The sequence below is a fragment of the Paenibacillus sp. S25 genome, assembly GCF_019454085.1.
Taxonomy (GTDB): domain Bacteria; phylum Bacillota; class Bacilli; order Paenibacillales; family Paenibacillaceae; genus Paenibacillus; species Paenibacillus polymyxa_B.
In genome coordinates this window covers 3,163,780-3,179,141 of record NZ_CP073683.1, presented here as the reverse complement: position 1 = coordinate 3,179,141, position 15,362 = coordinate 3,163,780, and the positions used below count along the sequence as shown (strand labels likewise).

At 41.3% G+C, this 15,362-nt stretch carries 17 protein-coding genes, 1 pseudogene and 1 riboswitch; of the genes and pseudogenes, 16 read left to right on the top strand and 2 right to left on the bottom strand.

The annotated features are described in order from the left end of the window. Positions 1-11 precede the first annotated feature (11 nt). The 9 genes from KAI37_RS13600 (at position 12) to KAI37_RS13560 (ending at position 5,669) form a co-directional block, all read left to right on the top strand. Positions 12-935, top strand: a complete 924-nt coding sequence (locus KAI37_RS13600) for a phage tail protein (protein ID WP_220029612.1) — start codon at positions 12-14, stop codon at positions 933-935. 17 nt (positions 936-952) lie between these two features. Next, entirely contained in the window at positions 953-1,333 is a 381-nt protein-coding gene (locus KAI37_RS13595; RefSeq protein WP_220029611.1) for a hypothetical protein, read from the top strand. Positions 1,334-1,394: 61 nt separating this feature from the next. Next, positions 1,395-1,574, top strand: a complete 180-nt coding sequence (locus KAI37_RS13590) for a CD1375 family protein (RefSeq protein ID WP_220029610.1) — start codon at positions 1,395-1,397, stop codon at positions 1,572-1,574. A gap of 108 nt (positions 1,575-1,682) precedes the next feature. Next, positions 1,683-2,150: a phage holin family protein gene (locus KAI37_RS13585; protein WP_220029609.1), complete on the top strand. Its 468-nt coding sequence runs from the start codon at positions 1,683-1,685 to the stop codon at positions 2,148-2,150. After that, positions 2,116-2,892: a M15 family metallopeptidase gene (locus KAI37_RS13580; RefSeq protein WP_220029608.1), complete on the top strand. Its 777-nt coding sequence runs from the start codon at positions 2,116-2,118 to the stop codon at positions 2,890-2,892. The genes KAI37_RS13585 and KAI37_RS13580 overlap by 35 nt, the downstream gene beginning before the upstream one ends. Beyond that, positions 2,889-3,107 carry a hypothetical protein gene (locus tag KAI37_RS13575; protein WP_220029607.1) on the top strand — a complete coding sequence of 73 codons (219 nt, stop codon included), beginning with the start codon at positions 2,889-2,891 and terminating at the stop codon, positions 3,105-3,107. The genes KAI37_RS13580 and KAI37_RS13575 overlap by 4 nt, the downstream gene beginning before the upstream one ends. A gap of 121 nt (positions 3,108-3,228) precedes the next feature. Continuing rightward, positions 3,229-3,912: a DUF6338 family protein gene (locus KAI37_RS13570; protein ID WP_220029606.1), complete on the top strand. Its 684-nt coding sequence runs from the start codon at positions 3,229-3,231 to the stop codon at positions 3,910-3,912. A gap of 360 nt (positions 3,913-4,272) precedes the next feature. Next, positions 4,273-5,364 carry an HNH endonuclease gene (locus KAI37_RS13565; RefSeq protein WP_220029605.1) on the top strand — a complete coding sequence of 364 codons (1,092 nt, stop codon included), beginning with the start codon at positions 4,273-4,275 and terminating at the stop codon, positions 5,362-5,364. Between the two features lie 77 nt (positions 5,365-5,441). Continuing rightward, positions 5,442-5,669, top strand: a complete 228-nt coding sequence (locus KAI37_RS13560; RefSeq protein WP_220029604.1) for a hypothetical protein — start codon at positions 5,442-5,444, stop codon at positions 5,667-5,669. Positions 5,670-5,754: 85 nt separating this feature from the next. Here KAI37_RS13560 and KAI37_RS13555 read toward each other — a convergent pair whose 3' ends face one another. Further along, complete coding sequence (locus KAI37_RS13555; protein ID WP_220029603.1) at positions 5,755-6,273, bottom strand: hypothetical protein; 519 nt, start codon at positions 6,271-6,273, stop codon at positions 5,755-5,757. Next, a complete protein-coding gene (locus KAI37_RS13550) occupies positions 6,266-7,198 on the bottom strand; it encodes a hypothetical protein (protein WP_220029602.1) in 933 nt (310 codons plus the stop codon). Before KAI37_RS13550 ends, KAI37_RS13555 begins: the two co-directional genes overlap by 8 nt. Positions 7,199-7,633: 435 nt before the next feature. Here KAI37_RS13550 and KAI37_RS13545 point away from each other — a divergent pair. The 7 genes and pseudogenes from KAI37_RS13545 to KAI37_RS13515 all read left to right on the top strand — a co-directional run. Beyond that, positions 7,634-8,827: pseudogene (locus KAI37_RS13545) on the top strand (pilus assembly protein CpaF); the annotation flags it as partial. After that, the gene (locus tag KAI37_RS13540; RefSeq protein WP_220029601.1) at positions 8,817-10,901 is read left to right on the top strand and encodes a hypothetical protein; all 2,085 of its coding nucleotides are present in this window, start codon (positions 8,817-8,819) and stop codon (positions 10,899-10,901) included. The pseudogene KAI37_RS13545 and the gene KAI37_RS13540, both read left to right, overlap by 11 nt. A gap of 51 nt (positions 10,902-10,952) precedes the next feature. Then, entirely contained in the window at positions 10,953-11,432 is a 480-nt protein-coding gene (locus KAI37_RS13535; protein ID WP_029517430.1) for a hypothetical protein, read from the top strand. A gap of 40 nt (positions 11,433-11,472) precedes the next feature. Further along, entirely contained in the window at positions 11,473-11,868 is a 396-nt protein-coding gene (locus KAI37_RS13530; RefSeq protein WP_220029600.1) for a hypothetical protein, read from the top strand. A gap of 1 nt (position 11,869) precedes the next feature. Continuing rightward, the gene (locus KAI37_RS13525) at positions 11,870-12,424 is read left to right on the top strand and encodes a hypothetical protein (protein ID WP_220029599.1); all 555 of its coding nucleotides are present in this window, start codon (positions 11,870-11,872) and stop codon (positions 12,422-12,424) included. After that, positions 12,411-13,400 carry a hypothetical protein gene (locus KAI37_RS13520; protein WP_220029598.1) on the top strand — a complete coding sequence of 330 codons (990 nt, stop codon included), beginning with the start codon at positions 12,411-12,413 and terminating at the stop codon, positions 13,398-13,400. Before KAI37_RS13525 ends, KAI37_RS13520 begins: the two co-directional genes overlap by 14 nt. A 183-nt stretch (positions 13,401-13,583) precedes the next feature. After that, positions 13,584-15,137, top strand: a complete 1,554-nt coding sequence (locus KAI37_RS13515; protein ID WP_023988981.1) for an ABC-F family ATP-binding cassette domain-containing protein — start codon at positions 13,584-13,586, stop codon at positions 15,135-15,137. 93 nt (positions 15,138-15,230) lie between these two features. Continuing rightward, a riboswitch (TPP riboswitch) is annotated at positions 15,231-15,339 on the top strand. Positions 15,340-15,362 lie beyond the last annotated feature (23 nt).

Here is a 15,362-nt window from a genome sequence, read left to right as displayed (position 1 = left end):
GGAGGGATAGCATGCCAATAAAGCAACCAAGGCGTTTTGTTACCACAGACCAGGGACATGCGGACGTTCTGAATGTACCGATTGATACGCTCTATGAAAATGACCAAGCATTGGCCGAACAGATTGAAAACATTAAAAACGATCCGGCCGGAAATGACATTGCATCCAAGGCAGCACTGGACAGTCACATTTCTGATACCAACTTGCATGTAACTGCCGCTAAGCAAGCAACATGGAATGCAACAGAGGGCAACGCCAAGAAGTATACGGAGCAGTATGCAGCTCCCAAGGCACATACACATCCTGCATCGGATTTGCCTTCAGCGTCAACACAGACGAGAGGGATTGTGCAGCTTAATACCTCTACCGGCAGCACAGCTACAGATCAGGCAGCTACGCCTAGTGCGGTAAAAGCTGCGAATGATCGAGCGAATGAAGCATACAGCCGGGCAGACCAAGCTTTTACGCAAGCCGTTGATCTCAAAAATAAAATAGTAGGCGCGATCAACGGCAAATTTGGAGGCGCCAGTTCTGATATGAGTAGCGATCAGATAGCAGCAGTAATCACAAATGCACCTGTAAAACGGTTTGCATCGGGCACATTCAACGGACAGACAGCTTCGGCTACTGGCTGGAGGCAAAATGTAACTATGCAGATATCCGTCAACTCTATGGGTTTTACTCCTTCAAAAGTATATGTTCATGTGAAACTAGATGAAACAGAGGGAACGCTTTGGTTAGATGCTTGGATTCCTTGTTCAACTTCGGCTCAAGGAACCTTAAGGGGGAGAATGAACAACACCATTGCTTTATACGGATTCGTACAACAATCAGGCGGATTTACAGCTACCATGCAAGGTAGCTATATAAATGACTACGCTGGGGGAAGCCCAATCAGTAGGATAACGGCCTATGAGTGGGAAGCTTACGAATAATAGAGAGGATGATTTAAGTGAAGATCGGACCAAAGGTATATTGGAGAAAAACAAGCGGTGAGGTCATTTTCATTACTCCTCAAGTTGAGTCGTCTTCAGCTCGCGAGACAACCAAAGAGGATGATATGGGGTTTTATCCGAAGCTAAAAGGATACGACGCAGAACAAGTAGATGTACTCAAGCTCGAATTTGATAAATACACAGAAGACTTTCAAAAGGCGATCAACTACAGAGTGAACCCGGACACTAAGACAATGGAGTTTACCTATCCATCAAATAGCGGATCAGAACCCGAGAAGCCTCTTACTGATCAGGTGGCGGAACTTAAGTGGGCTGATTTAGACAACAAGGAAGCTATAGCCGGGTTGGTCCAAATAGTTATGGAAAATGCTAAGTAGGATCCGTGAATGGATTTTACTTTTTGTTTTATGTGAGCTCATGAGGGGAGGTGAAAAAATAATGAATGAACAAATCAGAAAATCTTTTGCGACCACATTTGTACATCTTATCCTTGCTGGCCGTCGCACCGTTGCAGACGTACCAGCAGCATTGCAGGAGCTGGTTAAAGCAGACTTAGGTCTTACTGAACCTACTCAAGTGGCTCCAGCAGCCGAACAAACAACAGAACAAGAAGCGTAAGCGGCGTATCCAATCGGATGCGCTATTTTTTTGCCCCCAGTAAGTGGTCGGGGGCTTTATTTTTACAGGTTAGGCAGAGAGTCCTGACCACGGAGACGGGGGAAGCAAGTGGACAAGTCGGAGGTTTATAAATTAATTGCCGCCTTTGGGGGGAGCGCGATAACGTATTTTTTTGGAGGGTGGTCATTTGCTTTAGCTGCGCTCCTTACATTTACAATATTTGATTATGCTACAGGGCTGCTTGCAGCGTGGACGGAGGGCAAAAAAGGAACGGGTCCAGGTCTAAAGAGCAAGATTGGTCTTATCGGTATTTCACGTAAGGTTTTTATCTTTGCAATGGTAGCCGTGGGTCATATTGTAGACGGCATTATGGGGGATAGCCATTTGTTTCGAGACACGGTGGCTTACTTCTATTTGGCTAACGAACTACTTTCAATCATCGAAAACGGTGGTAGGATGGGTGCCCCAATTCCACCAGTGATCCGGCAGGCGGTTGAAGTGCTAAAGAGTAAAGGCGGCAACCAAGGAGGGGGTAGTAAGGATGCTGACGTTGGAACAACTAAAGAAAAAATCTGATAAACGCTTGATCGGACTTGATCCGGTCTTCAAGCTGGTTTTGGACAAGCTTATTGAGCGTTGTTATGCCCGTGGAGTCTGGGTGTTAATTACGCAAGGATTACGGACGTATGCGGAGCAGGATGCTTTGTATGCTCAAGGCCGCACGAAGCCGGGGCAGGTGATCACGAAAGCACGTGGCGGATACAGCAATCATAACTTTGGGTTCGCGGTCGATTTCGCGCTGCTGTTGCGTGACGGTCGTACGGTGTCCTGGGACACGCTGCGCGACGATGATAAGGATTCGCTGCCTGATTGGTCTGAAGTCGTCGAAGAAGCGAAGAAACTTGGGCTTGAGTGGGGAGGAGACTGGCGTACATTCAAGGACATGCCCCACCTACAGATGGTCTTCGGTCTTTCTACAGCAGATTTCCGGGCAGGAAAGAGCCCAACTCAAGCGCAGCTCAACACTGTGCTGGCTAAGATTAACTTACTTAAAATGGAGGATGAACCTATGACAGCAGAAGAAAAAGCAGCGTTTAAGGCGTTGCAAAACACTGTACAGAAGCAAGCTGACCGTATCAAGACGTTAGAGACAACAGCTAAACAGCCTAAAGTACCTGCATGGGCAGAGCAAGCCTGTATCAACGCCAAGGCTGTAGGGGCGCTGGACACAGCAAATGACGGTAGCTTTGACTTTTACCGTATGGTCACGATGCTTGACCGAGCCGGAGTATTCAAAAGGGGAGTTGTCGCACAATGACAGATTGGAAACGTAAATTGTCCAGCCGTAAATTTTGGGCGCTGTTGGCCGCACTTATAACGAGCTTACTAACTGCATTTGGAGCCAGTAACGACACGGTTATCCAAATAACTGGTGTGATCGGTGCATTTGGCGCAGTGATTGTGTACATTCTGGCTGAGGCTTATGTAGATGGAAAATCGTCTGGGGCTACGGGCACGGACGATTTGGAATAATCGCAAGAGCTTGGAAATATGAATAACCTGCTGGCGTGTGCTGGCAGGGGTTTTTATTTACTAGCAGGAAAAAATAAATAAAAGGGGAATATCTTAATTTAAGTAGAGGAGTGATTACATAATGGATAGTTTTGTAACAACGGTAATATTCATATTACCAGGTGTTCTTATGTACTTTTGGATACAGGCTTTCGGAATTAACCCTGCGATAAAACATTCCGTCCCTGAGGTGGCGGCTATCGCTGCGTTGATGTGGTTGCCTGTTTCGATTACAACCATTTTGATTTATAACTTAATAGGTCTTATTTATGGGGCCCAATCAATTTGGACCCTTACTGAGCTCCAAAGTCATACTAACAGCTTGAAGTTTTTGGCTTGGTTTTTATTCATCAGCATCCCAGTTAGTTTTTTAGTAAGCTTTGCTTACGCACGAATTATATATCCATTTCAAAGAGTAATAACGAACTATAGTCGAAAAAAACTTGGACTTGCAGATCTGGCTTCGATGCCTACGGTTTGGGAAGAATTCTTTGTTAAAGTAGACAAAAATAATGCAACGCTGTCTGTGCGTGTTTTTAAGTTGGACAAGTCTGATGAAAAAACTTTGGTTGGTGTTGTGAAAAACGCATCCCGTCCTTTTGAGACGGAACGCGCTTTGGTTCTTGAGAAATGCTCTGAGTTAAAAGAATCAGATGATTATTTTGAATTTGAAACCACACGTTCTTATGTAGACATAAAAACAGGTGTTATTGTTCAAGAAATCAATCCTAAAAAACCAACCAAAAATGTTGATAAGTTTAATTAGAGCTGGGTGGTTTTTTTATGTCAATACTTGTGTTTCTTTCGATGGAGCGACGCTCGCCTGGAGGAAAAGATTCCCTAAATGGCATAGGTCTTGGTTCTTGCTTCGGTTGGGGACGCGGTGTCGGAGAAGGTCTATGATCTTTATTCATCTTGATGCTCCTTTCTGTCGATTTGTAGATGACCTTTTTTCAAATTCGACAGAAAGACTTAATTCACCTTCTAACTTTACAGAATCAACCAAGCTGATTATACTGATAACAACACATACGGAAGCATCGTTGTACAATCCGAAAGCATTGGTGATACCCTGCTGGCTATGCCGGTGGGGTGTTTTTTATTCATAACTTAAGGGGGAACCACAATGAATTGTTATGTCTGTGGTCTTGATATAACAGCTCTAAATGAAACAGAAGAACATGTAATTCTAAATTCACTAGGTGGTAGATTAAAAAGTAAAAAACTGATATGTAGAGCATGTAACTCTCAATTCGGAAGTGCCATTGATGATCGATTGTCTAAACAACTTTCGCCAATAGCAACCCTCATTAATGTCAAGCGCCATAGGGGTAAGCCGCAAAATATAGTAGCACAATATAAGGATAGAGAAATTATTGTAGAACCCGGTGGAAAACCAAAATTAGCAAGAACACATGTTGAACTGGATGAAAAAGTATATCGTATAGAAGCCCCTTCGCTAAGAGATGCTAGGAAGGCGCTTGTTTCTCTGAAAAGAAATCACCCTGGTATTGACGTAGATAGTGAATTGTTAAGTGCAGTTGAAAGTAAAGAGTATCTTGAGAAGATTAAGATTTCTATGGAGTACGGTGGTATTCAAACAAAACAAGCTATCTGTAAAGCAGCAATTAATTACTACATTCTACAGGGAGGCCAGCCGACTTATATTTCACATCTCATACCTTTCGTAAAAGGGGAAATAGATTCATGTGTTGACAGTGTAAAGTATTATTTTCCTCGTAGAGAACTATTTTACAAGGAAGAAAATGATATATTTCATACTCTGATATTATTTAGTGACATAAAAAATCGATTACTTCATGTATATATTGAATTATTTAATGAATTCAAATTCATTGTTTGTTTGAGTAATGAGTATGAAGGATCGGAAGTCTATAGTGCCTATCATTACAATCTAGTGTCGAATGAAATTGTAGAGTACGAGGACAAGTTAATTATTACTCCAAAGGATGTGCGGAGATATTCTTATACAGATATTGAGGAATCCTTTTTTTCGACTAGATTAAAACTTTTATTCCAAAGAATTACTAATATCATGACGAGCAGAAAAATTGAAGAAATTTCAGAACAAGCTATGAATAATATGCTTCAAAAATTTCCTGAGAGTGAATACGAATATTTCACTAAGGAAATGACAGATTATCTAGCTAAACAAGCTGCAAATTTATATGTTGACGCATTCAAAAATCGCTTTTAATTAGGTAAGAAAATAATGTTTTTCGTTTAAAAGTCTAGTACTATGTTTACTGAAGAGATATGTCGGAGGTGATCAACATGAATCATACATATAGAGTGTTAAAGTCGGATACCGAACTATTTGCAGCTGCTTTAAGCCAGGCAAAGGTATATATAGTCCAGTCGCTAAGCGAGGATATGATAGAGGTTGTGGACTATGGTGGTGCAGTCGAAAAGATAACACCGGAGTCTATTAAGATTAACGGATCTTACTTCTTTCGGAATCAATTTGAATTTAGAACTGATATAAAAAGTTCTGATGGATAATTATATTTGGTTTTGTCCATCCAAAAACAAGTAAAAGCAATAAGGAATAAGGATTTTGTAAACCTTGTTTCCTTATTGCTTTTATTCATATTTTTACATTCCTATCAGCTCCAAAAATCCAAAGATGCGGACTTTCTGACTTTTTCCTTTTTACTATCCTGTAAGCCAAGCTATGGGGAACAATGTTAAACGGCAATTTGCTTTCTTTAAAATCTTTTTCGTAATTTTCAATAATCTCATGGTAGGTTAGTACACTAAAGTCTTTAGATTTGCTGTTCTCAATTTGTATATAGAGTGTTTGAAATTCACTAAGATATTTCTCGAATTTTATATGCATATCATTGAAATTTTGCTTCTTCTCGCTTTGAAAGTCTAAGAATATGGAAGCTGCTGAGATTACAACTAGAACATATCCTATAATGTTTTGTAAAGTAGACCCCAGCTTATAGAGAGGGGTAATTTGAAATATGCTTATAAAAAATATAAAAATGCTAATTAATCGAGGAGCACTTAAAATTAAAGCGTTAATTTTGCATTTTTCCAATTGTATCGCAACTTGTATGGATAATTGAAAGAGTCTTGATAATGTTTGCTTCTTATTCATCTGCAAGTTCCTCTGAGTGACTAGATGGTTGGTCAATCATATTTTTATTAATATGTTCTAACTCATCCAATACAATATTAAAATCTTCAAATATTGATTCATTGGTAAATATATGATTCTCTATTTTTTTTAGAAATTCATAGTATTGAGCATAATATTTTTTATTGTCTGTCTCTCTACTATAGAAGAGATGTAACGACTCTAATGATAGTTCTACATCTTTGTCACGAAGTGGTTCTTCTAATACTTTTAAGAAATACGGAAGTAGTTCTTTGTCAGCATTTTTCCAATGGACTTTAAAGTATTTCAATTCATCTTGTATCTCTTCTATATTTTCTACAAATAAGGGTTTAATAGTCATGTTAGAATCTATAATTTCTAATGCTTTAGATTTTCCATAATAACTGTCACGTATCCTTAAAATATTCCATCCACGATTCAAAAATATCTGAAGTAACTGATAGTTATTTTTTTGGCTTCTCATTTCCATGACAGTTAAACATATTAGTATTATCGGTATTATGTTGCCCAAAAAACGTTCAGTTAAAATGACTATTTGGGCCAACCCAGAGAATTGCACATTTGATGGGAACTGAAAATAAACTGATGCACTATAAAAAAATATATCTAATAATATTAGATATTTGTTCTCTGAATACTGGTTTGAGTTTTCGAAAAATACATGTTTGAGTTTTAGAGGGTTGAGATTATCCCCCCCAATTTCTTGAAGATCACCAACGAAAATAAATAAATAGATAAACGAGAAAAGCAGACAAGTTATCAAAGAAATAATAAAATAGCGAAATATAATTTTGTTCAAAATTTTACGATGTTTAAACATAAATAATCTAGTAGATACATAGATCACCAGTAAAAAGATAAATAAAAATGGTAGGATAATGTTTAGAATTTGATTGTCTGACATTCATCTAGCCGCCCTTATGCTAATTTTTTTATTTCTATAGTTATTATAATTTGACTAAATGGGTCTATTTTCCTGCATCTATAGTCATTAATTTTATGATTTTGAAAATTGTTTTCTGCAAAATATGACAAAACAAAAGTCCATTCAGCAGCCGTACGGATTTTAGGTTGTAGGATTGTATTCTAACGTTTGAAGTAAGTGAATATTAAAATGAGCTCCATTGGCAAATTGCTGATGGAGCTATTTGTTGTTGTTAGTACATAACAAATACACGCATTTAGATGCGGATATTTAGGCATTTACTGCACATAAAAAATCACAAAAAAATCACGCTTTTTATGAAAGAGAATGAATTTGTGCGAATTAAAATGTTGCTCAAAGCGTGGTAGGTTAGTGATTTTGATGTTGTATGAAACCTCTTGCTTGCTAAAGAAATATCAGCATTACAAAGGCTTTTCCGTCATTGATGATATTCGTGACCAGCGGATCGACGGTGTAAGTGGGGGCGTCAGTGGTATGCCGGAAGGTGGGATTCCTGCATCATCAGACTGGCCTTCGGATGGGTATGTATTTGAACAAACATCTGCGCCTACTGCCAATGGTTATGAGAGCGTGTGGATTTTCTATAAAGGTAAAACTATCCATCTTTCGTTCCTTTCCTTCGGATCTGAGCGTGAACTTAAAAGGGTGTGCCAAAATATTTACAAATACAATTACCCGGGACAGCTCTCCGAAGCGAATGGTTATAAGGTCAACGAAATGAAGGATGGGTCACGGGTAGTGGTGGTGCGCCCTCCTTTCTCAGAATCGTGGGCTTTCTTTGTCCGTAAATTCGATATTCAAAGCGCATCGCTGGAACAGTTAATTAAGGGACAGAATGCTGATTTTCCAATCCAGCTACTTTCTTATTTAATGAAAGGCAGCCGGATTACTGCTATTACAGGCGCGCAGGGTTCAGGTAAGACGACGTTGTTAATGGCGATGGTCAAGCATATTTATGCTTCGTATACGCTTCGTGTTCAAGAAATGGCCTTTGAACTGCATCTACGCAGCATTTACAGTCGCCGTAACATTCTTACTTTTCGAGAAACGGACCATATTTCAGGACAACAAGGGCTTGACTTGCAGAAAAAAACAGATGGAACCGTCAATATCCTAGGCGAAGTAGCAAGTGATGAAGTAGCTGCTTGGATGATTCAAATGTCGCAGGTTGCCAGTCTGTTCACCATTTTTACTCATCATGCCAAAACATTTCGTGATCTCGTGTTTTCACTTCGTAATTCATTGCTCAAAACAGGAGTATTTCAGCATGAAGGCATCGCTGAGGAACAGGTAGTTCATGTCATTAACTTTGATGTGCATCTCAAACGTGATGCGGAAGGGCGACGCTACATCGAACGGATCACAGAATGCGTGCCGCGTGACCCGAATCATACAGATGCAGGTTCCAATGCTTCATCGAGCTATAGTTATCGCCACGTTATGGAATATCGGAACGGAAGCTATATACCGATGGAGCCCTTAACTGCCAAAAGTGCAAAAGAAATGTGTGAGCAGATGAATGTAAAGGATGCCAGAGATTTCCGCAGTTTTTTGACCCGCTATTGGGAGGAAGACTATGAGTCTTAAAGAAATTTTATTATGGATTTTACTAATATCAGGTGGGGGCTTTGCGCTTCTATATATAGTTTTGTGGGGGTTGCGTAAGCGCCGTAGTCATGCAGTTCGCAGAGGACGAATTCATTCTGTTCAGGAAGGGCGCAAAGGAAAAGCGGTACTTCAACGTGAGCTGCAAGCCTTACTGAATAAGTTGTACACGCTGTGTATGAAAGTCACTTTCTTATCCGGATATATCACGAGTGTACGTAAGCGACTAGCTGGTCAGCATGCCTACGATGAGTACAAGCTTCGCCTACAGACCATGAAGATGACACTGTTCATCTGGGGGGCTTTTGCTTGCAGTGGCGTTGTGCTGGTCATGATGAAGCCAGGAATAGAGTTTGCTATATTGGCCGTTTTATGCGGAGTAGTAATCAACAGTCTTATTTTGGATATGGCCATTAGCCGAATGGAAAAAAGGCTACTTGCACAGATGATCGAATTATTCGCCAATGTACGTCATTATTACCATCAGCACGGTATGGTGGAGGAAGCCATATCCGAAGCGGCCGATTTAGCGGAGGCAGAGGCTGCGAGACACGCACGTCTCATCCATGAGGCGCTAACAGATGTTGATCCGCACGAAGCATTGGAAAGATACTATGAGTCGGCTCCTAATCGATTTTTAAAAGCTTTTGCTGGTATCTCATATATGGTAATGGAGTTTGGTGACCGGGTTGAGGAGGGTGGCTCCATTTATTTGAAGGGGCTCAGCAGTCTCGCACGCGAAATCCAGTTGGAGTTGCTGCGAAGAAATAAACTGGACCATCTGTTAAAAAGTCTAAACGTGATCGCACTGGCACCTGTTTTCTTTACTACCCCAATCGAGACATGGGCGAGATCCAGCTTTCCATCTATGGATGAGTTTTATCAGGGGAAATGGGGTTATATCACGAAATTGTCCGTTTATATTGTGATCATCGTATCTTATTTCCTGTTACAGAAACTGCAACAGACCGATGAGACAGGATATCGTGCGGGTAGAGGCCGGAGGATTTGGGAGCAGAAGCTATACCGTTTTCCTATCATTCGTAATGTGGTGGATTCTTTAATTCCGCGTCAGCATATGTCTTCTTATTTCCAAATAACCCGCCTATTAAAGGAAAGTGGTGCGGAGGTTAAGCTGGAGTGGCTTTACATACGCAGAATGGCTCTTTTTATCGTAGGAGTGGTGCTCAGTATCAGTACGATATTTTTTTTACATGAAGCTGAGAAAACGCATATCCTTCACGCCCCAGTACAATCAGGTCAAATGTTTGGACGTTTAAGTCCGGTGGAGCAAAAAGAAGCTTTGAAGCAGAGTGAGATTGATCGCAAAATCATGCATTCGCTGAACATGAGGGCGAACAGCACATACGAACAAACGTACGTTATTTTAGAGCATAATGCTAATGGAACTGCTACTCCTGAACAGCTATCCACAAATACTCGGCGTATCCTCCAAAAGCTGAAAGATTGGAATGATGAATACATCAAGTGGTGGGAAGTGCTAATTAGTTTGATTGTTGGGTATGTAGCCTATCAAATGCCTATGCTTTTATTATATTTGCAACGAAAAATGCGTCGGTTGGATATGAGGCATGAGGTGTATCAATTTCAAACGGTGATTTCCATTTTACGGGTTATGGAACGAATGTCTGTCGAGGAAATATTGGAGTGGCTGAACAGATTTTCAGTTATATTCAAAAGACCTCTGCAAAAATGTTTGCTTCATTATGAACACGGGCCAGAGGCAGCTCTCGACTTGCTAAAAGAAGAGGCACCTTTGCCGGAATTTCAACGTCTAGTGGACAAGCTCCATTTGTCTTTGGGTAAAATTACGATTCGAGAGGCCTTCGATGATTTGGAATCCCATATGTCCTACTATTTCGAACAAAGAAAACAGGAGTATGAAAAAATAATAGACAGCAAGGCTATCTGGGGAAGGATGATTGGTTTTGCCCCGATGTATGGTCTTATCTTTTTATATTTAGTGATTCCGTTGATCGGTATGAGCTTTGTTCAAATGGATAACTATTATGAGCAAATACAAAAAATTCAGTAAAAAAGTTCTATTATGACTAATACAAAATAACAAGCTGAGGAGAGAAAAATAATGAATAACGCATCAACAGCTTTAAAGGTAGCCGCTGGGATATTTTTGACCATCGCTCTAATTACGATTGTAGTTATACTGTTTATTTCAGCCCAGGAGGCGACTAAAACGGCACAAAACAATTTTGCTGATATCCAGACCGAATTGTCTCAAGCCTCTTTTACGGTATATGATGGCACAACCATTAGCGGTTCCCAGGTGACCAATGCGCTGCGGAAGTTTCAGGGGAAGGACCAATTCGGCATTCAGATTAAAACCGGTAAAAATATGGCAGGCCAGTGGTACGGTAATGCTCTGAACATTAGCCCAGACAGTGAACAGTATGGCGCCGTGAATGGCGGCAGTGATAAGACTGGGAAAATCACGAATACGCTTAATGAGAAAGAGAATGAATACGTAAATCCAAGTGGCAAATTCAAGGCTGAAATCGTCAAGGACAAATCGAACGTTGTCCGTGGGTTGTTGTTTATCCAGTCCTAAGCACTACTGCAAAGATAATAATCATAAGGGGGATGAGAGTATGTCTGATCACGCTTCAAGCATGCTGCGGCTTGGTGTGTCAGTTATTCTGTTCATAACCGCATGTGTAACGGCAGCAGACTTGTCCAGCCAGCTGGATGGTGCACTGGAATTAAGATCACAGCAGGAGGAGCATTCTGAAGGGCGAATAGCCTGTACTGCTGGGGCGGGGTTGCCGGAACGGATAAAAGGAACTCAGGTAATGCAGGCAATTCGCATGAACTTACAGGAGGGGATTTCGATTCATGTCGACGGGACAGAGTATGATGCGTATTCTGAACCGTTTGAGCCTGATGTGTCGACCTTGGATGCTTCTTCTTTATATTCCATATACCCACAGCGTAATGGGAATGGGGACATAACATCTGTACGTTTTGAGAAATTGGGGGAGGAATGAAGTGGTTCAAACAATATCCAAGCTGTTGGGGGCGCTGATCGCTGTATTGCTTTTGTACATCGTACCCGCAGCTCAAGCTGCTGAACGGCAGGATGATATATCCGGGTTAAATACATATCATTCAACTGTACGTTTTGTTGATATGGTAAGAACCAAAGGTTACATTACACCGACGATGTATAACGATTTTATGCGTGATCTGGAATTGACAGGCAATACGTACGAAGTTGACTTGGAACATATGCACAAAAAGTATGTACCGGACTATGCAGATGCCGCGAAGCCAGACAGTTTTCTGGGCAATTATGAAACTGTATATGATGGGTACTATAATCCGCAAATCTTGCCTGTACTGTTTCCTGACAATCAGCAGCCAAAATCAGATCAGACACGTCGGTATACCTTGATGGCCGGGGATTATTTTACGGTCCGGTTACATAATACGAATCGGACTCCTGCGGACTTGTACAAATCATGGCTTCTCGGTGGGGCAGATAGCGGCAAGCCGGCAGTTAAAGCTTCTTACGGGGGCATGGTTCTGAATGAAGATTACTGATTTTGCAGTCATATTTATACTTTTGTTTTTGCCCTTTGGTGTAGTTAGTGACTTACGGGTGCAAAATCAGCGTGAAGTGCAGAAGCTAGAAATGAAATATACGTCGGCTCTCCGTACCGCAGTTCAGGATGCAGGGGTTGTGCTCTCACAGAATGAACGTCAGGAACGCGAGGCCGGATACGGATCGGATAAGTTTTTTCGTGTAGATAAAGAAGCAGCGCTGAACACGTTCTTGCACACCCTTTTTCTTAATGTAGACATTGATGGGGATATAGTAGCACAACGTGCATTTATGGATTACATACCAGTCATTGTAATTCTGGATTATGACGGTTATTATGCGTTCACTTCAGAAGCCTATACAGACGAGCATGGACAAGCTGCTATTGGCCACAAATGGAGCGAAAAAAAGCCATATGCCTATGTTGATTCAGTAGGCAACAGTGTGGGGTTCACCTTGGATAATTATGTGCACGCATACGATGCGCGGAATCACAGGTGGGTGAAGGGCTTTCAAAAGGAACTTCAGGATCAGACCCCTATAGCTTTACTGAATAATTCAGAAACTTTTGAGCAAATACGTCGTTCCACCATTGTTCGCAACGTTCAAGAGGAGTTGGCGCGAATTATTAATGTCCATAACAAAAAAGCAGCACGTAACGGCATAACTTATTCGTTCACGCTACCGATCATTCCGCAAGAGGAATGGTACAACACGGTAGATGATGTGGGTCTGATCGCGTTTATCCAAGGCATTCCGGTCGGAGACAGGTATTACAATAACTATGGATTTGGTGGTGGGAGAGTCGTCAGAAAGCAAGACATTATCGGTGGCATAGAACCAGATACTGAAATGAAATATTTTTATAGAGATTCATGTCCAGCTCCCTTGAAAGCGAGTGAACGTTTTACGGATGAAAAATCTGCAGCAGCTGCGGGATACTTTGAGTACAAATGCTATAATGGCTTAAAATAATCACCCTCATGGGTGGTTTTTCTTTTTTTAGGCAGATCCATACCAAAAACCTTAAAATTCGCTGTTTTCAATATTCCGATATGGTTGCAGAATGTGCTACAATATAGCTTTGAAAGAAACGAAATGCATATGAAATAAGAACAGTCGGCAACGCCGATGACAATAAGGAGCCAAAAACAGCTTATGAGTTTATTGACTGTAGAAAATGTATCTCACAACTTTGGGGACCGCGCATTATTTAAAAATGTTTCCTTTCGATTGCTTGCGGGGGAACGTGTAGGTTTGGTAGGAGCTAACGGTGTCGGTAAATCGACACTCATGAACATTCTCACTGGAAAATTGCTTAAGGATGAAGGTAAAGTGGAATGGACTCCACGTGTACGTTACGGCTATCTGGATCAGCATACCAAGCTGACACCAGGCAAAACGGTACGTGATGTTTTGAAAGACGCTTTTCTTCCTTTGTTGGAATTGGAAAAGGAAATGATGCAGATTACTGACAAAATGGGGGATGCTTCTCCCGAAGAGTTGGAAGTGCTGCTGGAACAGATGGGTGAAATTCAGGAGCAACTGGATATGGGGGATTTTTACCTCATTGATGTGAAGGTTGAAGAAATGGCGAATGGACTGGGACTCTCGGCCATAGGACTGGATCGGGATGTATCTGCACTTAGCGGCGGGCAACGGACAAAGGTGCTTCTTGCTAAGTTGCTGTTGGAAAAGCCAAATGTCCTGCTGCTGGATGAGCCTACCAACTATTTGGATGTCGAGCATATCGAATGGCTTACGCGCTATTTGAAGGATTATCCCTATGCTTTTATTCTTATTTCACATGATACTGAGTTTATGAATCAGGTCGTTAATGTTATTTACCATCTTGAATTTGCCAAGATGACCCGTTATTCAGCTAACTATGAAAAGTTTCTTGAGATGGCAGATCTGAACAAGGCTCAGCATATTGATGCTTATGAGAAGCAACAGGACTTTATTAAGAAACAGGAAGATTTTATTCAGCGTAATAAGGCGCGTGCATCTACATCAGGCCGAGCAAAGAGCCGTGAAAAGCAGCTTGATCGGATCGAACGTATTGATAAGCCTGAAGAAGCTGCGAAGCCAACCTTTCAATTCAAAGAAGCACGTGCGAGCGGAAAGACGGTATTTGAGGGTATTGATTTTGAGATTGGTTATACGCATGCCCTATTGCCTAAAATGTCCATGACGATTGAACGTGGTGAAAAGATTGCAATTGTCGGCTACAACGGTGTTGGTAAATCGACATTGCTCAAAACCATTCTGGGAAAAATTCCACCAATCAGTGGAAAAACCTATCAAGGTGATTTTTTGCAGCCCGCTTATTTTGAGCAGGAAGTAAAGGCGGAGAAAATTACACCGATTGACGATGTGTGGAATGAATTCCCGCATTTGAACCAGCATGAAGTACGAGCGCATTTGGCGCGTTGCGGTTTAAAGAATGAGCATATCACGCGTCCGCTATCTGCGCTCAGTGGTGGAGAACAGGCTAAAGTCCGTCTTTGCAAACTGTTAATGCGTGAAAGCAACTGGGTACTGTTCGATGAGCCTACCAACCACTTGGATGTTAAAGCTAAGGATGAGCTGAAACGTGCCTTGAAGGAATACAAAGGGACCGTTTTGCTTGTGTCTCACGAACCGGACTTTTACGAGGATTGGGTAACCAAAACGTGGAATGTGGAAGAGTGGTCAAGTAAAGTTAACTAAAATCAGCTAAATCCAATTCTGCATATTTCACACGAAGTGGGGTTTGCAGAATTAGGAAAATATGCTAAGCTATCTTTAGCTTATACAATAAAATAGTCACACTAGGGGAGCCGCCCATGCGGCTGAGACGGAATAAATGGATTTCGGACCCTTTGCACCTGATCTGGGTTATGCCAGCGTAGGGAAGTGAGCGCCGTACAAACAAGGCAACACCATCTTTATTTT